This window comes from Oceanobacillus kapialis (genome assembly GCF_044790185.1).
Lineage (GTDB): Bacteria > Bacillota > Bacilli > Bacillales > Amphibacillaceae > Oceanobacillus_B > Oceanobacillus_B kapialis.
The window spans coordinates 2,635,380-2,655,121 of sequence record NZ_CP085256.1 but is presented as its reverse complement, the minus strand read 5'-3'; the positions used below and the strand labels follow the sequence as shown (position 1 = coordinate 2,655,121).

At 42.7% G+C, this 19,742-nt stretch carries 17 protein-coding genes and 1 pseudogene; 15 read left to right on the top strand and 3 right to left on the bottom strand.

Annotated features, from left to right (window positions below; translation table 11 throughout):
* The first annotated feature begins 84 nt into the window (after positions 1-84).
* The 11 genes and pseudogenes from LG273_RS13840 (at position 85) to LG273_RS13790 (ending at position 13,492) form a co-directional block, all read left to right on the top strand.
* Complete coding sequence (locus LG273_RS13840) at positions 85-2,130, top strand: glycoside hydrolase family 3 protein (RefSeq protein ID WP_404454491.1); 2,046 nt, start codon at positions 85-87, stop codon at positions 2,128-2,130.
* Positions 2,131-2,162: 32 nt separating this feature from the next.
* Complete coding sequence (locus tag LG273_RS13835; protein ID WP_404454487.1) at positions 2,163-2,606, top strand: hypothetical protein; 444 nt, start codon at positions 2,163-2,165, stop codon at positions 2,604-2,606.
* A complete protein-coding gene (sipW, locus tag LG273_RS13830) occupies positions 2,578-3,138 on the top strand; it encodes a signal peptidase I SipW (RefSeq protein ID WP_404454484.1) in 561 nt (186 codons plus the stop codon). Before LG273_RS13835 ends, sipW begins: the two co-directional genes overlap by 29 nt.
* A gap of 33 nt (positions 3,139-3,171) precedes the next feature.
* Positions 3,172-3,759, top strand: coding sequence for a TasA family protein (locus LG273_RS13825; protein WP_404454481.1), 588 nt, complete (start codon positions 3,172-3,174; stop codon positions 3,757-3,759).
* Positions 3,760-3,828: 69 nt separating this feature from the next.
* Positions 3,829-5,241 (top strand): serine hydrolase domain-containing protein, encoded by a 1,413-nt coding sequence (locus LG273_RS13820; RefSeq protein WP_404459549.1) that lies wholly within the window; start codon positions 3,829-3,831, stop codon positions 5,239-5,241.
* Positions 5,242-5,324: 83 nt separating this feature from the next.
* Entirely contained in the window at positions 5,325-7,997 is a 2,673-nt protein-coding gene (gene ggt, locus LG273_RS13815) for a gamma-glutamyltransferase (protein ID WP_404454478.1), read from the top strand.
* Between the two features lie 61 nt (positions 7,998-8,058).
* A pseudogene (locus LG273_RS13810) lies at positions 8,059-9,315 on the top strand (exo-beta-N-acetylmuramidase NamZ domain-containing protein); the annotation flags it as partial.
* A complete protein-coding gene (locus LG273_RS13805) occupies positions 9,292-9,579 on the top strand; it encodes an FIMAH domain-containing protein (RefSeq protein WP_404459546.1) in 288 nt (95 codons plus the stop codon). The pseudogene LG273_RS13810 and the gene LG273_RS13805, both read left to right, overlap by 24 nt.
* Before the next feature lie 70 nt (positions 9,580-9,649).
* Entirely contained in the window at positions 9,650-10,789 is a 1,140-nt protein-coding gene (locus LG273_RS13800) for an endonuclease/exonuclease/phosphatase family protein (RefSeq protein ID WP_404454475.1), read from the top strand.
* A gap of 235 nt (positions 10,790-11,024) precedes the next feature.
* Positions 11,025-12,524, top strand: a complete 1,500-nt coding sequence (gene putP, locus LG273_RS13795; RefSeq protein ID WP_404454472.1) for a sodium/proline symporter PutP — start codon at positions 11,025-11,027, stop codon at positions 12,522-12,524.
* A 17-nt stretch (positions 12,525-12,541) separates the two neighbouring features.
* Positions 12,542-13,492: an agmatinase family protein gene (locus tag LG273_RS13790; RefSeq protein ID WP_404454469.1), complete on the top strand. Its 951-nt coding sequence runs from the start codon at positions 12,542-12,544 to the stop codon at positions 13,490-13,492.
* Between the two features lie 69 nt (positions 13,493-13,561).
* Here LG273_RS13790 and LG273_RS13785 read toward each other — a convergent pair whose 3' ends face one another.
* The gene (locus LG273_RS13785; protein ID WP_404454466.1) at positions 13,562-13,750 is read right to left on the bottom strand and encodes a hypothetical protein; all 189 of its coding nucleotides are present in this window, start codon (positions 13,748-13,750) and stop codon (positions 13,562-13,564) included.
* A 140-nt stretch (positions 13,751-13,890) separates the two neighbouring features.
* Here LG273_RS13785 and LG273_RS13780 point away from each other — a divergent pair, with 140 nt between their 5' ends.
* Together LG273_RS13780 and LG273_RS13775 are read left to right on the top strand one after the other, a co-directional pair.
* A complete protein-coding gene (locus tag LG273_RS13780; RefSeq protein WP_404454464.1) occupies positions 13,891-15,207 on the top strand; it encodes a protoglobin domain-containing protein in 1,317 nt (438 codons plus the stop codon).
* Positions 15,208-15,373: 166 nt separating this feature from the next.
* The gene (locus tag LG273_RS13775) at positions 15,374-15,628 is read left to right on the top strand and encodes a hypothetical protein (RefSeq protein WP_379561996.1); all 255 of its coding nucleotides are present in this window, start codon (positions 15,374-15,376) and stop codon (positions 15,626-15,628) included.
* Positions 15,629-15,699: 71 nt separating this feature from the next.
* Here the strand turns inward: LG273_RS13775 and LG273_RS13770 are convergent, their stop codons facing one another.
* Entirely contained in the window at positions 15,700-17,034 is a 1,335-nt protein-coding gene (locus LG273_RS13770) for a short-chain fatty acid transporter (RefSeq protein WP_404454461.1), read from the bottom strand.
* Between the two features lie 297 nt (positions 17,035-17,331).
* Between LG273_RS13770 and LG273_RS13765 the strand changes: the two genes are divergently transcribed.
* Together LG273_RS13765 and LG273_RS13760 are read left to right on the top strand one after the other, a co-directional pair.
* Positions 17,332-17,559: a hypothetical protein gene (locus LG273_RS13765; RefSeq protein WP_404454458.1), complete on the top strand. Its 228-nt coding sequence runs from the start codon at positions 17,332-17,334 to the stop codon at positions 17,557-17,559.
* 324 nt (positions 17,560-17,883) lie between these two features.
* Positions 17,884-18,783, top strand: a complete 900-nt coding sequence (locus LG273_RS13760) for a flagellin (protein ID WP_404454455.1) — start codon at positions 17,884-17,886, stop codon at positions 18,781-18,783.
* Positions 18,784-19,164: 381 nt separating this feature from the next.
* On the opposite strand, the gene LG273_RS13755 is transcribed toward LG273_RS13760, so the two are convergent.
* Complete coding sequence (locus LG273_RS13755; RefSeq protein ID WP_404454453.1) at positions 19,165-19,734, bottom strand: hypothetical protein; 570 nt, start codon at positions 19,732-19,734, stop codon at positions 19,165-19,167.
* Between the last annotated feature and the right edge of the window lie 8 nt (positions 19,735-19,742).

Genomic DNA, 19,742 nt, shown 5'->3' with positions numbered 1-19,742 from the left:
CAATTTTTGAAGGGCGGTGTTTCCGATGATTTTCTAATGTATGCCCCAAACGAAAATCAACTCAAACATGAAGGAGGGATTTAGTTGAAGCTACGTAGAATCATTGCATTTTTGTCAGCAGCTTTGCTCTTCCTTACATTGCCTCTGACAAGCTCTTTTGGTCCAAAAGTGTCGGCGGCTGATAAGCAGGATGAACACGAGGATGAGATAAATGCCATCATAGATGATATGACATTAGAAGAAAAAATTGGTCAGCTGTTTATTGTACATGTTTATGGACAAACCCCCACCGATCCGGCTTATGAAGCGATTAATTTAAGAAATAACCGTGGTGGGAAGAATTTTGAGGAAGTCATTGAAAATTATCATGTCGGTGGTGTGATTTATTTTAACTGGACCGACAATATTGGTACCCCACTGGATGCTGAGCAGGTGCAAGATCTGTCCAATGGCATTCAGGAGATTGCAGTAGAACAGGATTCGGGCATTCCGCTCTTTATTTCAACAGACCAAGAGGGTGGAATTGTGCAGCGTGTAACCGATCCTGCCACCGTATTTCCAGGTAATATGGCATTAGGTGCAACGCGTTCAGAGGAATTCGCTTCATTAACTGGAAATATCATCGGCAAAGAGCTGAATAGCTTAGGAGTCAATATGAACTTTGCCCCTACCGTCGATGTAAACCTTAATCCAGCTAATCCGGTTATCGGCATTCGATCATTTGGGGAGGATCCAGATCTTGTTTCAAGGTTAGGTGTTTCTCAAATCAATGCATTCAAAGAAGAAAATGTAATCGCTTCCGCGAAGCATTTTCCTGGCCACGGCGACACAGACGTGGACTCGCATTATGGGCTTCCAGTCATCGATCATGATTTAGAAACATTACATGAAGTGGATCTGAAACCTTTTAAAGAAGCTATCGATGCAGGAGTGGAATCAATTATGACAGGGCATATTGTGGTGCCAGCTTTGGATGATTCTGGCTTGCCTGCAACATTATCCAAGCCAATTATAACCGATTTGCTTCGCGAGGAAATGGGCTATGACGGCTTAATTATTACCGATAGCCTTGGCATGTCAGGTGCTAATGTAGTGCCACCAGAGCGTGTTCCTGTAGAAGCATTTAAAGCAGGGGTGGACATTTTATTAAACCCACCTGATGTGGAGGTAGCGTATACAAGCATGCTTGAGGCTGTTCAATCTGGAGAGATTTCAGAGGAGCGGGTGGAGGAATCGGTTTATCGCATTCTTCGTGCCAAAATGGAAAACGGCTTATTTCAGGGCGCACAAACAAGCCCTGATAAATTAGAAAATATAGGTACTGAGGAAAATCTAAATGCGGCAGACCGCATTGCAGAAAAAAGTATCACTTTAGTAAAAAATGACGATGTATTACCACTCCAACAGGATGAAGAGGTGCTAATTACAGGTCCTTCTGTTGCGAAGCCAGCGTTGCTTTTCCAATTGCTAGAGGAGAAAGGATTTGTAGGCAGCAGCTATGCGACTGGTACCAGTCCAACAGATAGTCAAATGGAGCAAGCTGTAGCACAGGCTGAGGAAGCAGACAAAATAATTGTCACAAGCTATACAGCAAATACAAATGCAAAGCAGCAGGAATTTGTGGAAGCCCTCCAACAAACCGGAAAGCCTGTCATTGTTTCAGCACATCGTAATCCATATGATGTGATGGTATTCCCAGAGGTAGAGGGTTACGTCACAGCGTATAGCTATCTTGATGTATCGGTTAACGCCGTTGCTGGTGTGCTAGCAGGGGATGTGAATCCTTATGGTAAATTACCTGTCACCATTCCGGATCTTTATGACCTCGGGCACAGCTTGGATTATACCACTACTCCACTCAGCGCAGAAGGCATGCAACAGCTTGTGGAAGATCTCGCACAACAAGAAGAAATTAATGGCGATCAGACAGTGCGCGCATTGACGAGACATTTAGACGCTATTGAACGTTTTGAAAAGCGCGGGCTTGCGGATAAGGTCGCCAAGCATTTAGAAAGCTTCCAAGAATTGCTTAGTCATTTCCATGAAAATGACTTGCTTACCGATAAGGCATACAGCTATTTGGAAACGGAAAGCTTGAAATTATATGAAACATGGGCAAATCAAGAATAAGCCTACATCTACAGCCAACTAGGGGGATGCTAATGCATAGAAAGAAGCGTGTGACGGTGAAGATATCTGCTATCTTTTACCTACTCTTTCTGCTCATCTCCCTGGTTCATTCCCCTACAACTGCTCACTTTACCTCGACTTCCACAGTAAAAGGTGTTGTGGCAGCAGGTGATTTTGCTGAGAAGACACCAGTAGTGGAGAATGAGTCAGAACCAGCGGAGCAGGAAGAGAGCGACAACACATCAAAAGCAAAGTCTAGTAAAAAAACAGCGGATGAAAACGAAACAAAAGCTAAGCCAACAGAGGAAAACGAACAATCGTCCACTAGCCAAGAAGAAAAAGCGGATAAGGCACAGGAAGAACCTTCAAATGAAAAAGAGGAAGGAGAGCAGCAGCCTGAAGATGCTAATGTGAACGAAGAGGAAGCTGTAAGAGAGGGGGAGAAAAATGAACAGGACATTAAAGAGAGCGAGTAATATCTTCTACTACTTTCTAATTGCCGTGCTGCTTTGTGCCCTGCTCGTTGTAGGTCTCTCTAAAGCAGCGGGCAATGAGGTTAGTTTCTTTGGCTATCAAATAAAATCGGTTCTTTCCGGTTCCATGGAGCCAGGAATTCAAACAGGTTCCATCATTGCAGTGAAAACAGGTGGGGAGATGGAGCGCTTTTCCAAGGGCGATGTCATTACCTATCGTGCGGAAGATAACATGTTAATTACCCACCGAGTTGTTGAAGTGAAAAATGCTGGGCAGCAGTACGTCACAAAAGGGGATGCCAATAACGGTGCGGATATGAACCCAGTACTTGCAGAAAATGTAGTGGGGCAATATACCGGGTTTACGGTTCCATATGTCGGTTATGTATTTCAATTTGCCACATCCTCACAAGGTGCGGCAATCCTCATGATCCTACCGGGATTTTTTCTGCTTGGCTATTCTGTTCTCGTCATACGAAGAACATTAAAACAGGTCAAACAACTACTCCATGACAAGACAATAGGCACTGAATAAACGCGATATTAAAAAATGGGGAGGAATATAAACATGAATATTAAAAAACAATTAGGCTTAGGAGTAGTTACAGCAGCATTGGGGCTTACATTAATTAGTGGTGGAACATTTGCTTACTTTAGTGACACCGAAACATCTAGTAACACCTTTGCGGCAGGTACGCTGGATCTTGCTGCAACACCGACAGAAATTATCCAGGTAGATAATCTGAAACCAGGTGATACGATGATTCGTGATTTTGAATTACAAAATAACGGGACGCTCGATATTGAGAAAGTGTTACTAGATACAGCATACACAGTTACGGATGCAGAGGGGAACAACATAGAAGATTTTGGCGAGCATATCATGGTCGAATTTCTATACAATGCCGATAAGCTTGATGAGGTCATTTATCAAACAACGTTGGCAGATCTGAAAAACATGACACCAGAAGCCGTCAATGAAAATGTATTCCTGCCGCTTTTAGGTGAAAATGGCTTGCCAGCCGGAACCATTGATGATCTCGTTGTGCAATTTAATTTTGTTGATAATGGTGAGGACCAAAATGAGTTTCAAGGAGACGCATTGAGCCTAGAGTGGACCTTTACTGCACAGCAAACTGCTGGAGAAGAAAAATAATAATATAGGGGGCGTGAATCGATGAACAAACAACGAACGCTATCCATCGTAGTTCTTTTTATGCTTTGTATGACACTCATTGCCCCGGCAAAGATAGGCGCCCAAGCTGGTGATAGTCAAGTGCCAATGCACCCCCAGCCATTGGCTGATTTGGACGGTGAGGTTGAGGCAGCAATCGCTGAAAATGTGATGCCTGGAGCGGTAGTGTTTATCGCAAAGCAAGGAGAAGTGGTGAAGCACGATGCCTATGGTTATGCTGCCCGCTATACAGATGACCAGTTTACGGAAATGGAAGATCCTGTGGCGATGCAGGAGAACACCATTTTTGATATGGCTTCTATTTCCAAGCTGTTTACGGCAACTGCTGTCATGCAGCTATGGGATGAAGGGTTATTTGAGTTAGACGATCCAGTGCATTGGTATATTCCGGAATTTACCGGTGAGCATAAAGAAGATGTTACGATCCGTCAATTACTCACACATACTTCTGGCTTTGCACCAGGGCCTAGTGAAAGGCTTTACGAAGTAGAGGGTAACCGAGAAGACAGGCTAGAATTTGTTTTGCGCGAGCCCCTGCAACAGGAACCAGGTGCTGATTATGTATATAGTGACTTGAACTACATCACACTGGGTGTGCTGGTCGAAAGGCTTAGTGGCGAGCGACAAGACGTTTTCGTTGAGCGAGAAATTACCGAGCCATTACAAATGGAAGACACGATGTACAATCCAGCAGAATCTTTAAAACCGCGGATTGCAGCAACGGAATACCAGCCATGGACAAATCGTGGACTAGTATGGGGGAGTGTCCATGATGAAAATGCCTGGTCACTGGACGGTGTCGCAGGTCAAGCAGGACTTTTCAGTACGGCTGAAGATTTAGCTGTCTTTGCCCAAATGATGCTAGAAGAAGGCACATATGCGGGCGAGGAAATTTTATCAGAGGAAGCCGTTGAGCTAATGACAACCAACTGGAACGAAGCCTACCCTGGACAGGATCAGGGGCTTGGTTGGGAATTAAACCAGTCCTGGTACATGGATGATTTGGCCGAGCATAATACGATGGGACACACAGGTTATACGGGAACTTCTATCGTAGTGAGCCCAAATCATGACTCGGTTACGATTTTATTAACAAACCGGGTGCACCCAACAAGGCAAACCGTTTCTACAAACGGCATTCGTAAAAAAGTTTCCGAAAAAACAGCTGATGCGATTTATGCTTGGAGCGCTGAAAGCATGCAGGATATGGTGGAGCGATTGCTAACAAGGGAGGAAATAGAGGCAAACACGGCAAGATCTCTTAACCTCCATTTGACTGCAATTAGCCGCTATGAGCAACAGGATAATCAGGCAAAAGTGTTAAAGCATTTAGAAAGCTTTAAGTTCTTGGTGGATTATTTCCAAGGATTGGGAGATATAAATGGGCCGACTTATCACGATCTGCAGCGTACAGCGGATTATTTGATTGGTAAGTGGCAGTAACTTTTGATCAGTAAAAGCAGTGAGGAGTAACATTCCCCCTCACTGCTTCCTTTTCAACAGATAATAAAGATAGGAGGGGAAACATGAAAAAGCATTCTAGATTATTAGCCGTTCTTCTCATCATTGGACTGGTTTTGAGCATTCCTGTGGCAGGTTTATCAGCCATATCCAGCCCTGGAGATAACACAGAGTACGAGCCGGAAAATCCAGGTGTACAACCAGAGCAAACCGATGTTGGGGACAAAGGGATGGTCGTTTCCGCGCATCCATTAGCTTCTGAAATTGGAGCAGATGTATTGAAAAATGGAGGAAACGCAGTAGACGCGGCTGTTGCAATGCAATTTGCTTTAAACGTGGCCGAACCGATGATGTCCGGAATCGGTGGTGGCGGCTTTATGATGTATTATGATGCGGAAACCGAGGATGTTTCCATTATTAATAGCAGGGAGCGTGCGCCACAAGGGGCGACGCCAGATATGTTTATTGATAAAAGTAATATTGTGGAGAGGCCAGGGAAATTTTTACTTGGCGCCAATGAATTAAGCGACGAGGAAGGAAATGAATTCCATGTTGCTGAAATACAAGTGGAAGATGTAACAACAGGGGAGAACGTTTTTTCCTCAAATTTTACAGGGGAAAATGGCGCACCCTGGAGTGGGGAACAATTCGAGCTGTTCGAAAGGGGCACGGAATTTCGCTTAAATGAAACAGGTGGGAACATTCATTTTGGAGCGCCATATGATGGAAATTCCACTTCATTTGGACAGGTTACCTCGATCATGGAACCTGTGGAAAACAGCGAGTTATTTATCCGTTTTCGTACGGACGACCCGGGAGATGACAGAAGACTTCGTCTATGGTTGCGTGCCGATGAATTCCGTTCAACTGGGTCGACCTTTGCGGAGAACGGCTATGGGGTAGAAATTAACACGAACACAAGTGAGTTAAGGTTAATTCAGGCAAAAGATGGCGGAACATCTACGTTGGATACTGTCTCCTTTGAGCGAACGACTGATTGGCAGTCCCTTCGTTTTCAAGTAGAAGGGGAAACGTTAAAGGTTCGTCAATGGGAGCAAGGTGAAGAAGAACCAGAAGAATGGGATATAGAAGCGATTGCAGGAACAGTAATTCCCTTTTCCGAGCGTGTTCGTAGTGGGAAATCGGTTGGGGTTCCTGGAACGTTAAAGGGATTGGAAACGGCACTACAAAATTGGGGCTCTGTGCCAATGGAAGAGCTGATTCAGCCATCCATCGATATGGCTGAAGAGGGGATCCCTGTAAACTGGGTACTTGCAAGTGCAATTTCCAGTAATGCAAGTAAATTAGAACGAACAGCTGCTGGTGATGTATTTTTACCTGGAGGGGAACCTTTAGAAGAAGGAGAATTACTTGTTCAGGAGGATTTAGCGAAAACGTTCAAGCTGATTCGTGATCAAGGCTCCGATGTTTTTTACAATGGAGAAATTGGGGAAGCATTGGCTGCTGAGGTTCAGGAATTTGATGGCAGCATGGTAGCAGAAGACTTAAGTCGGTATGATGTGACCGAAGATGAGCCCGTTTGGGGAGACTATCAAGGGTATGAAATTGCTTCCATGCCTCCACCAAGCTCTGGAGGATTAACGATGTTACAGCTTTTGAAAAAGTTTGAGCAACTGGACCTCACACAATATGACGTAAAATCATCAGAGAAATACCACTATATGGCAGAAGCGATGCACCTTGCCTATGCAGATCGGGGCGCTTATATGGGAGACCCGGAATATGTGGAGGTACCGAGAGAAGGCCTGCTTCATCCTGATTATGTAGCAGAACGAGTGGCAACGATTGATCCAGAAGCGGCTAACCCGAACGTAGAACCAGGTAATCCATGGGCATACCAAGAGGGTGAACCTTCAGAGGTTGTGTCACAAATAGATGACAAAGTCGACGGAGAAACAACCCATTTTACAGTTGCTGACCAATGGGGGAATCTCGTTTCCTATACAACGACAATTGAGCAGGTGTTTGGATCAGGGATTATGGTGCCAGGCTATGGCATTATGCTGAATAATGAGCTGACAGACTTTGATGCGATCCCTGGAGGAGCGAATGAAGTCCAGCCAAATAAGCGACCACTTAGCAGTATGACACCTACCATTGTGTTAGAGGACGGGGAGCCATATATGACGGTAGGATCACCAGGTGGGGCAACTATTATTACGTCCGTAACCCAGACGTTAGTGAATGTGCTCGGCTATGAGATGGACTTGAAGGATGCAATCGAAGAACCACGTATCTATAGCAATAGTTATCCAAGCATCCGCTGGGAGTATGGGATTCCGGCTGATGTTCGGGAAACATTGGAGCAGATGGGGCACAGTTGGGAAGAGAGTCCGAGAGAGATTGGAAATGTGAACAGTATCTTATTAGGGAGCGACTCCTATCATGGGGCTGCTGATTCAACAAGGGAAGGCACAGCCATTGGAATTACAGACGAAGACCTTCCAGCAATATCGAAAATGAAAGCATTAGTTGAGCAGTTTGCAGACAATGGAGAAATCGAACAGCAGATAGAACGACTATTGCTCACCCATTTAACAGCAGTGGAACGTTTTGAAAATCAGGAACGAATGGACAAAGCAGTGAAGCACATGCAAGTGCTAACGCAATTACTAGATGTCCAGCACCGTAACGGCAATATTTCAGAGCTGGCAAAACAAGAACTCACACTGCAAGCAGAAGCCTTAGTACGAATTTGGCAACGTTCGATAGATTAAGGGAAATGGGGAGAGAAGCGTGCTCTTTTCTCTCCATTTCAATAAAAAGGGAGGATAACAGATGAAGAAGCTACTAATAGCCGTCATAAGTCTTTGCTTCGTTCTTGGTTCCTTATCGGGTGTCGTGGCAGATAAGCTAAAAAATAGTGACCACACAGAAGGGGAACAACTTAAATTAGGCGTGGAAGTGTTGCTTGACCAGCATAAAGACTTAATTGAAGGGAAAAAGGTTGGGCTCATTACCAATCCGACTGGGGTAGATCAGCAGTTAAATAGTATTGTAGATACCTTGCACAATGATCCAGACGTTGAATTAACAGCGTTATATGGACCTGAGCACGGTGTGCGTGGAGATGCGCAAGCCGGAGAGTATGTAGAATATTATATTGATGAGGAAACAGGTTTGCCAGTCTATAGCCTTTATGGTCAAACAAGAAAGCCGACACCAGAAATGCTTGAGAACGTAGATGTACTTCTTTTTGACATTCAGGATGTTGGGGCGCGTTTCTACACGTATATTTACACGATGGCTTATGCGATGGAAGCGGCACAAGAAAACGATGTAGAGTTCATCGTACTGGACCGTCCAAACCCACTTGGCGGTAACAGTGTGGAAGGGCCTGTACTTGATCCAGACTATGCTTCCTTTGTCGGAAACTACCCAATCCCCTTACGCCACGGCATGACGGTTGGAGAACTGGCAAAGTTATTTAATGAAGAATTTGATATTGGTGCTGATTTAACAGTAGTCGAGATGGATGGCTGGAAACGCGGTCAATACTATGATGACACAGGATTAGAATTTGTTTTACCATCACCAAACATGCCGACACTTGATACAGCACTTGTTTACCCTGGAGCAGCGTTAATTGAAGGAACAAATGTATCAGAGGGAAGAGGTACGACTAAGCCGTTTGAATTAATTGGTGCACCATTTGTAAATAGCACAGATTTTGCAGAAGCGTTAAATCATTTAGAACTAGACGGGGTTACATTCCGAGCAGCTTCCTTCACTCCTATGTTCTCGAAACATAGCGGCACATTAAGCCACGGCATTCAAATTCATGTGACAGATAAAAAGGCTTATGATCCTGTCGTGACAGGATTGCATATCGTAAAAACGTTGCATGATATGTACCCAGAAGACTTTGCTTTCCGTGCAGAAAACAGCGCAGGCGTGTCGTTCTTTGATAACTTAATCGGAAATGGCTGGATCCGTGAAGCCATTGAAAATGGAGAATCTGTAGAATCCATGGTGGCTCAATGGGAAGAAGGTCTCCAGGAATTTAAAGAGGTGCGCAGAGATTACCTAGTTTATACCGTCAGCACAACGGACTTAGAAAACATGATTGAAGCGTTTCAAGACAACAAAGAAATTAAATCGGATGCTGCTCGCAAGCTAAGTATGCATCTTACTGCAGTAGAGCGCTTTGAAGGTAGAGATGATGCTGGGAAAGTGGCCAAGCATATGGAAGCTTTCTTACTGTTACTTGATCAGCAATTAGAGGCGGAGCGAATTTCGGAAACCGCTTATGAATTACTCTATAGTGATGCAACAGATATGCTAGCAATGTGGAAATAATAGAAATGTAGAATCCCCTTCTTTTTTAAGAGGGGGATGTTCTTCTTAAAATAGAAAGGTGGGAATATAAGTGAAAAATGTAATCCTGTTTATTGCGAGTTTTTTACTTTTATTATGGGTATCCCTTTCTCCCTCCCCAGAAATGCTAGCTGTCCAAGAGAGTAACGAAATGCAAACCGAAGAACTGAACGTAAAGGTTGCGACATACAATGTTGCAGCAGGCAGAGGAACAGATGGAACATACAATTTGGAACGCATCGCAACGGCTATTGAGGAAACAGATGCTGATATTATTGGCTTACAGGAGGTGGATGTGCACTGGGGAGCGCGAAGTGAGCATGATAATATGATTGCCCAGCTTGCTGAGCAGTTGGATATGTACTATTATTTCGCCCCAATCTATGATTTTGAACCAGCAAACGAAGGGGACCCACGGAGACAATTTGGTGTGGCGGTTTTAAGTAAGTATCCCATTACAGCTGCAGCAAATAGAGAGATTGCTAGATTGTCCACACAAGACCCGAACCCTATTCCCACACCAGCCCCTGGGTTTCTTGAAGCACATATTAATGTAGAAGGAGCCGACGTGGCCTTTTATGTAACACATCTGGATTACAGGGGAGACCCGACCGTAAGAGAAATGCAGGTGGCTGACATGAAAGAAATTATGGCAGAGAACACGTATAGCATTCTCGTTGGCGATATGAATGCACGACCTAATGCCCCAGAACTTCAGCCATTGCTACAGAAATATGCAGATGCTTGGAAATGGAGTGACGAGGATGAGGGATACACCTATCCAGCTGTCGCACCAGATCGAAGAATCGATTACGTCCTGACCTCACCAAGGATTGAGGTGCACTCAGCGACCACGATGGCGACCGAAGCAGCTGACCATATCCCTGTCATTGCAGAGGTTTCGCTACTTCAAGGAAGCTCCTCATATAATTTAGCTGGCACAGCATGGCTAGTGGACCATTATACAGAGTATGGGGAAATTCGAGAGGAACAAACTTCTACTATATTACAGCAGCATCTTGAAGTACTTGCTTACTACAAAAAGCAAGGAAAAGATGAAAAATTGGTAAAACATTTACAAGGAATGAGAGCATACCTGGATCATCAAAAAGAGTCAGGGGCAATCTCCGACAAAGCTTGGGAGGAACTGAAGCGTGATGTGAATTATTTTATTGGGAAATGGGATGGGTAACAAAGGATAGTTGCAAAGCCTTGCTTAACAGTGAGGCTTTTTGTATTTATGTATAATTTTCTATTAAATGAAATATTCTAATTGTTGTGTTAATATGGTGTAGATAAAGACAAAGGAGGAATAGGATGGAATATGCAATTAGTGGATGGACGTTATTTTGGTTTGTCGTCCCTATGCCATTATTGGTAGTCTGGGCAGTGATTACCTTTTTCACGGAAAAGGGGGATGACAGCAAATGAACGCCACATTAATTACGTTTATTATTTACCTTGTCGTAATGATTGTCATCGGGATTATTACGTACAGAATGACAAATACCTTATCGGATTACGTTCTTGGCGGAAGAAAGTTGAACAGCGTGGTTGCAGCATTTTCTGCTTCGGCAAGTGATTTTAGTGGCTGGCTGCTAATCGGTTTGCCAGGTGCTGCGTATGCGACTGGGCTCGGAGCCAATAGTCTTTGGCTTGCTGTCGGCCTTGCTATAGGTGCCATGATAAACTGGCAATATGTAGCCAAACGATTACGTATTTATACCGAATATACGAATGATTCTATTACACTACCTCAGTTTTTGGAAAACCGTTTTCGGGATACTTCCCACCTCTTACGCGTTATTTCCGCGACATTTATTTTAGCATTTTTCCTATTTTATACGGCTTCTGGGCTTGTAGCAGGAGCGAAGTTGTTCCAAGGTACCTTTGATATGGATTATCATCTCGCATTAACGGTGGGTGCCATCATTATTGTTGCTTACACCTTTTTGGGTGGATTTTTAGCAGTAAGTTTCACGGATGCTATTCAGGGTATCCTTATGTCAGCAGCACTTTTATTTACATCTATTTATGGATTGATCGAAATTGGCGGGTTTGGGGCGTTATTTAACCAGCTCGGTCAAATCACCCCTAATCTAATCGATGCATTTGCAGCTACAGATTATAATCAAGCAGAAGGTATTTTATGGGAGCCACTTGGTGCCATCGGGGCAGTAGGTATCATTTCTGCACTTGCCTGGGGTTTAGGTTATTTTGGTCAACCACATATATTAGCGCGTTTTATGGCCATACGTTCACATAAAGAAGTACGCAAAGCAAGGTTAATTAGTGTTACATTCGGACTTGTTATTCCACTTTACGGTGCGTTAATAGTTGGGATGCTTGGGATTGTGACGTTTAATGAACCTTTAGCTGATTCTGAGCAGGTATTTATTCAACTCGTGCAAGTAGTCTACAACCCTTGGATTGCTGGTATCTTACTTGCCGCAGTACTAGCCGCAATTATGAGTACGGTTGACTCGCAATTACTGGTTTCCTCCAGTGCATTGTCAGAGGATTTTTACCGAAGATATTTCCGTAAAAGCGCTTCAGATAAAGAGCTCGTATGGGTAGGACGAATTTCGGTCCTTGTCATTGCCATCATAGCTGTGATGATTGCCTGGAATGAAACAAGCTCGGTTCTTGACCTCGTAAGCTATGCGTGGGCAGGGTTCGGTGCAACCTTTGGGCCAGCTATTTTATTTTCTTTATTCTGGGGGAAAACTTCCCGTAATGGAGCTTTAGCAGGAATCATCGTTGGAGGACTAACCGTGTTTCTTTGGCCATTAACTGGAGCAGCACTGTATGAAATCGTACCTGGATTTGTCTTATCAAGCATCGCAATTATTGTATTCAGTCTGATCGGCAAAGGAGCTACCCAAGAAATGCAGGAAGAATACGCGAAAATAACTGGAATAAAATAATAGTAGGAGTGATAAGCTTGTCTCAAAATAAATTATACGGTAATACACCTTGCTTTCTAAACGGAAAAAAAGTGAGTCTAGATGAAGATATTGCTGATCGTGATGTTCTTATTTACGGTGTCCCTTGGGAAGGCGCCGTAACATGGGGAGATTATACGGGCTGTGAGCTTGGACCTAAGGCAATTCGTCTTAATTCAGCAAGATATACAGGATATTTACCAGAGCTTGATGAAATCGATGTGCTTTCCCATTATAAATTTGGTGACCTAGGCGATGTTGATGTAGTTCCAGCAGATACCATCGAAACAATGCAGCGGATTAAGGATTTTGCCGCTGGTGTTTGGAAAACCGGAAAATTCCCTGTCGCATTCGGTGGTGACCATGGAATTACCTATCCAATTGTGAAAGCACTCAGTGAAGAAGTCTCAGGCAAAGTAGGGATCATCCATCTTGATGCCCACTATGACAATTACAAAGAATACGAAGGAGACCTTTACGCCAGAAGTACACCATTTCATCGTATTTATGAAAGTGAAAGCGTAAGAAATGAAGGCATCGTCCACATGGGCATCCACGGACCGAGAAACGCACCAGAAACAGGAAAATATGCAAAAGAGGTTGGCGCCACCACCATCTCTGTAAGAGAGGTGCGCAAGGCTAAGGATCTGGCCGCTTTAGCAAAACAAGCCTACCAAATCGCCAGCGAGGGCACAGAAGCTGTATACTTGAGCATTTGCAGTGATGTGCTGGACTTCGCTTTCAATCCCGGCGGTCCAGTAGACGGAAATGGCCTCACCTCTTACGAATTGCTTGAGCTAGTCCATGAATTCGCTAAGCTTGGCATCCGTGGAATGGATTATGTGGAGGTCTATCCACAACAGGATACAAATGATAACTCCTCACATTTTGTCACGTATGCGGTTCTATACGCATTGGCGGGCAATATTTTGCATGAGAAAAGTGAATAGATAATGAATGGACCACTTCCTTGTGAGGGAGTGGTTTTTGTTTGGTGTGATATCAGAGGGGCATTTCTGCTAACCGTAAACCTGCTCATGAAGAGGAGCAGCACTCTCATGAAGAGACGCAGCACTCTCATGAAGAGACGCACCAACCCCATAAAGAGACGCAGCACTCTTATGAGGAGACGCACCAACCCCATAAAGAGACGCAGCACTCCCATAAAGAGACGCAGCACTCCCATGAAGAGACGCACCAATCCCCAAAAAGACGCTCCAAACTTAATCCCAAATATTCATCCCAAAAAATAAATTCCAAAAATATGGTACAATCATGTCTAAAGACCTATAAAATGAAGCGTGATATGCCGATATAAAGTGTACAGGTATATAGAGGGGGAACTACATTGGGATTATCCTTACATAGAAAACAAAAACAAGTTAAGAACAGTCATACACTTCAGCAAGCTGCAAGTGAAATGAATCCAACAATTGAAGTAACACCAGGATCTGACTTAGAAAAACAATTAAAAATGCTTGATTTAAAAAGAGAAGACTTTGCAATCGCTATGGCTCTGAAGCCGTATGTGGAAGAAGATAATAAAAAGATTGTTGACTGCTTTTATGGTAGCATCGAGCAAAATCCTAAGCTAATTGCTATTATCGAGGAACATAGTTCAATAGATAAATTAAAAGTAACACTGGAAAGACATATTATTGAGATGTTTAATGGAGAGATTAGTCAAGCGTTCATTGAGCGACGGAAACGAATTGCCCATATTCATGTGAAAATTGGCCTTACACAAAAATGGTATATTGCTTCCTTCCAAAAGCTATTTGACGGGTTAATCGATTTAATAGTAGCCCATTTCCCTCACCAGGATGATCGCCTGCTTGGTATTAAGCTTGTCAATAAATTGCTTAACCTAGAGCAACAAGTTGTGTTAGAAGCATACGATGATGAAGTGAGAGAATACAGAGAACAACAAGCGGAAGCAAAAATGGAGATTTTGAATTCAGTAGAGCAAACATCAGCCGAGCTTGCCGCATTAGCTGAAGAAACAAATGCATCCATTGGTGACATGACTGAAAAAATCCGTGTAATTACGGACAGTTCAAAAACAGGCACGGAGCTAGCCCAGAATGCGAAATCTGCCGCTGATACAGGAGTTTCTAGACTTTCTGATATGCGGACCTCCGTTCAAGAGCTAGAGGATAGTACTGCAGAAATCGTCACTGAAATGACCAATTTAGAAACTACTTCCATAAAAATTAAAGAAATTATAGAAATCGTAAAATCCATTGCTGACCAAACGAACTTGCTTGCATTGAACGCTTCGATTGAAGCAGCAAGAGCTGGAGAGCATGGCCGAGGCTTTGCGGTTGTAGCGGAAGAAGTCCGCAAATTGGCTGAACAGACAGGTAGCTCCGTAACGAACGTTACCGATCTTGTAAACCAAACAGGAGAGCAAGTCTTTAACAGTTCCTCCAATATAAAAGTTGCCCAAGAATTTCTAAATACGATTAAGAACGAATTGAAAAACACAGAAGACGCATTTGGCGAGATTGACGCGAGTATGGATAAGTCAAAACGAAGTAATGAATCCATTCAGGATGATCTGGAAGTCTTTAATGAAGCTATTTCAGGAATTGAACAGTCTGCGACAACTATTTCTGAATCAGCCGACACGTTAAATCGCCTTCTGGCCGATAGAGAGAGATAAATAATAGAAGAAACTCTTCGATGGAAGAGTTTCTTTCTTTTATTTATACAGATAATTAGACCTACTTTCTTCCTCTATAATATCCTCCTATATACACTTGTTACAGTTTTAAGTGGAATGTTACAATTGTATTACATTGAAATTTTGCATACAAGGAGGGGACAGATTGACCAGGGAAATGATGGAAGATCTGTTACGTAGGGTCACACACCTTTTAGAGGAAATAAACGAATTGCAAACCAACAGCAAGCAAATGGATGAACTTTTTCTAAATTTAGAAACAAGAGCCAATGACATAGAAATCACGTTAAATGGGTTGCAGCAAAATGTTTTGCGATTAGACCAGCGCATTGCGACAGTAGTAGAGAGACAATTGGAAAAAAGCACAAATAAATTCATATCCCAAGGGATGATTCATTAGGGCGTGCATGTGCAGGCTTATTTTTTTTGCCTCCAAAAGAAAAAATCCCCGGTTGCCCGAGGATATACGAATTAAAAGAACAGCAACCCAATTGAGATAGGAATAAAACTATACACAAGAATTAACACACAGAACCCCATAATATCGCGTACTTTCAATCCCGCAATCGCAAGTAATGGCAATGCCCAAAACGGCTGAATCATGTTCGTCCAGGCATCTCCCCACGCGACGGCCATTGCTGTTTTAGCAGTACTGACATCAAGCGCCAGTGCAGCAGGAATCATAATTGGACCCTGTACAGCCCACTGACCACCGCCTGATGGGACGAAAAAATTCACCAGCCCTGCGCTAAGGAAGGAAAAGAGCGGAAAGGTAAATTCGTTTGACATGTTAACAAACGCTGTCGACATTTGCTCCGACAACCCAGAAGCCACCATCATGCCCATAATTCCTGCATAAAACGGAAACTGTACTATAATTCCGCCCACATTCTTCACTGCGTTGGTTACACTATTAAGGAATCGCCTTGGCGTGCGGTGAAATAAGATACCCAAGAACAACATGATAAAGTTCACAATATTAATGTTTAAATCAAAGCCATTTTCCACAAAAAAGTAAATGATAAAGCCAAAGCCAAGCACCCCAATAACCATGGATAATATCTGACTGTTTTCCAATTTTTCAGCAGGTGTTTCAGCCACTTTCACTTCTTCCGTTTCTTCACTCGATCCATCAATTGATTCAGGTCTCCACAAATGTGCGTCTCCCTGGTTTAATGGATCCCTTGATTTCATTAAAAAGCGGTTTATAAAAGGAAGCGTAAACAAAAGGAAAAACACAATAAATAAGTTGAAACTGCTGAACAATGTCTCGGTAACCGGTACCGTTCCCATCGTATCTTCCATAAAGTGTCCGGGCGTTGCAATTAAAAGAGGGATGGAAGCGGACAAACCACCATGCCATAGAAGAAAACCGCTATAGGCACTTGCCATCAATATACGATAATCCACTGATGGAACTCGCTTAGCGACATGAATGGCAAATAATGCACCAACTACAAGCCCAAAACCATAATTAACGATACAAGCAAGTGAGGCCACAAAGGTCACAAGCAAAATGGCCTGAGAAGGCGTATTTGCAAGGGTACTAATTTTCTTCAATAGATTTTTCACAACAGGCGTACTAGCCAAAATATAACCTGTCACAACAATCAAGGACATCTGCATCGCAAACGCTAAAAGATCCCAGAACCCGTCCCCCCAATAAGACACCATGTCAACAGGAGAACTATCAGTAAAAATAATCCCAAGAATAAAGACAGCAAGCGTTAAAATAAGGGCAAATAAAAATGCATCAGGCAAATAACGCTGCACCATACGGTCACAAAACCGCGTAATACTTTTCATAGACATACTCCTCTCTAATTTTTTAAGCGCTTTCAAATAGAATAACAGATTTATAATGCGCTGTTAAAGAATCCTATGCTTGTCAGGTATGAAAAATAATTTCTATTTTTTCATAAAAACATTTAAACATCTGAAATTCTTGCCGATATAAGAAATGTAGTCATCATGATGATGAAAAATGTTTTGGCCGAACATTGACAAGGATAATAATGCAGAGGTGAATTTCACCAACGTATTGTTATAGATGGGACACAAGGACGTGCCCAAAAAATACACTTACATGGAGGTAAGAAAATTATGATTATCAATCACAACATTTCTGCTCTTAACGCACACCGCCAATTAGGGGCAAACCAAAGCTCTACACAAAACTCTTTGGAGAAACTTTCTTCAGGTCTTGGAATTAACAAAGCTGGAGACGATGCAGCTGGTCTTGCAATCTCTGAAAAAATGCGTGGGCAAATTAAAGGTCTAGAAATGGCTTCTAAGAACGCTCAAGACGGTAAACTGGCAATGCCGCACTAAGTAGTAATACTTAGATGAAAACTCCGTGAACTCGGTGGAACCCCAAACCAAGCTTAGCAGTAGCTGATGGTGGGCAATACCGAGCCAAGCCTAGTGAATTGTAAAGAAAGCTGTAGCTAGGAAGGTGTAACGATCAGGTAGTGAGGAGACAGCCCAATAATCTACCCACGAGCGCGGGGCATCCTGAAGGGATGAAGATATGATCTGAACTTTATGGAAACATAAAGAAGTGGTGGGTTAAATACCGCTGCGATAACAAATTTGATTTCTTTAATTCAAACTGCTGAAGGTGCATTGAATGAGACCCATTCAATCCTACAACGTATGCGTGAATTGTCTGTTCAATCTGCCAACGATACAAATACTACTGAGCAAGATCGTTTAGAGATTCAGAAAGAAGTTGATCAATTAGCAGAAGAAATTACACGAGTTTCTACAGATACTGAATTTAATACACAAAGCTTATTAAATGGCGATTTTACTGACAAAACTTTCCATATTGGGGCAAACGCTGATCAAAGTATAGAAGTTTCAATTTCAAATATGAGTGCAGCTGAACTTGGTGTAGAAGGTGAAGCTCGTGCTGCGGTAAATGCTTCAGGAAGTATTCAGGGTATTGATATTACATCTGCCAATCAAACTAACTATAGAATAAATATCGTTCAAGGTGATGCAGCTGCTAGTGCTGGCGCATCTGTTGCAGTTGATTCAAATGATAGTAGTGTTATCAACGTAACACTTTCTGCTAATGAAAGTACAGGAAAAAACGCTACTTTATCAGATGTAGCATCAGCGCTAGCAGACATGGATGAAATAACATCTGCTACAGTAGATACAGGTGTTGCCACAGGAACTGATGAAGCAATCGTAGGTAGTGCCAATCTATCTGGTGGACAAGCTGCAAGAGTAACTGGGCAGGGTGGACTCTACGTTGCAGATCAAACATCTGCTAATTCAGCAATTACCACAATAGATGCAGCAATCAATAAAGTTTCTGCCGAACGTTCTAAACTGGGTGCTGTACAAAACCGCTTAGATCACACTATTAACAACCTAGGAACTTCTGCAGAGAACTTAACTGCAGCAGAATCACGTATCCGTGACGTTGATATGGCGAAAGAAATGATGGAATTCACTAAGAACAACATCCTTTCACAAGCGGCACAATCTATGCTAGCTCAAGCCCAGCAACAACCGCAAGGAGTATTACAACTTCTTCAATAAGTTGATGGGACGGGCGTCTAATCTGGTAACGGATTAGATGATAACTGGGTGAATTGCTGGAAGTTCCTAAAGTGCTTTGTACCACAACGTAGCTGGAAACGGAAGACGTAAAGGTTTGAAAAACAAAGCAATATACAATGGATAATCAGCAGCCAAGCGCCTGTGGCGAAAGCCTGGCGAAGGTTCAACGACTAGAATGTACTGCCTAAAGAGAAATCTAAGGCAATGAGATTCGTAGGGTGATCCAACTGATCATTCGAAGTGCCCAGCCCCTTTGATACAAAGGGTGAAGATATAGTCTATTCTATGATCGAAAGACATAGCGGCAAAGCAAGCCAACCAACAACCACAAGGTGTTTTACAATTGCTACAATAATTATACTAAAATACTCCAGTCATTTTTGGCTGGAGTATTTTGTATGTCTTACAATCCCCCTCTTTTCGTAACTCTTTTAGCTTATATAAAATGGACCAATAAGTTCTATTTAGTTGATTTGCAATAGCCTCGTCAGTTTGTCCAGCAAGTTTCATTTGTATTATATTATCCATCTCTTCCATAGTATAGTTTCTGTTTCGATTGGAAGAGCTCATATTTATTTTTATGTCCTTTCCATATTTCTCCGTTAAATATCCTTCTTTACTTTGTATATTAGCGTTTATGCTTAACTTATATTGCATGGAAGGGATAGTTGTACCTAACTCCCTTTGTATTAGTTGAAAGAAATATCTCACATCTTCTTCTCTATTAATTTTTAAAAGGCTACCTTTGCCATGTGGATGTCCTGATACAACAAAATTAGTGTGAAAGGTTTTGTTTAAATGGTTAGCAAGTTGTTGATTTTCAGCTGGAGAGAAGTTGAGCATATATAGAATAATACTATGATAATAACAGTGAAGGGTTTGCTTAGAGTTATTGTACCTATATGAAATAACCAGGCTACCATCGTCCAAATAGATTG